The 272-nt window shown below is 61.8% G+C and carries 1 pseudogene; it reads right to left on the bottom strand.

Annotation, left to right across the window (positions count from 1 at the left end):
* Positions 1-17: 17 nt before the first annotated feature.
* Positions 18-272 (bottom strand): annotated as a pseudogene (locus ACM0OZ_RS49325) (phosphohydrolase); the annotation flags it as partial.

Below are 272 nucleotides of genomic sequence, written 5' to 3'. Positions count from 1 at the left end.
CGGAACGATTTGCCAATTTACCTGGCTGCCGCATGCAGTATTTCAACGTAGTGATGGATATCGGGCGTCACCATGCCCGGCTGCTTGCCCGCATCGTCATAGCGCCTCAGCCGGATCGCCTCCTTGAAAAAGGGGTGAGCCTCGAAAGCCTGGCATTCCGCCGCATCGAAGGGGCCGCCCTGTAGGGCCAGGCTCAGCGCAGAGGCGCCGCTCAGATCCTCGAGATAGCCTGGCTCGACCGCGCACAGATAACGTTTGGCCGCGACGTGCAG

The organism is Scytonema sp. PCC 10023 (assembly GCF_963920835.1).
Taxonomy (GTDB): domain Bacteria; phylum Cyanobacteriota; class Cyanobacteriia; order Cyanobacteriales; family Nostocaceae; genus Kalymmatonema.
Note: the sequence above shows the minus strand (reverse complement) of the source record. Positions and strands in the feature narration are given on the sequence as shown.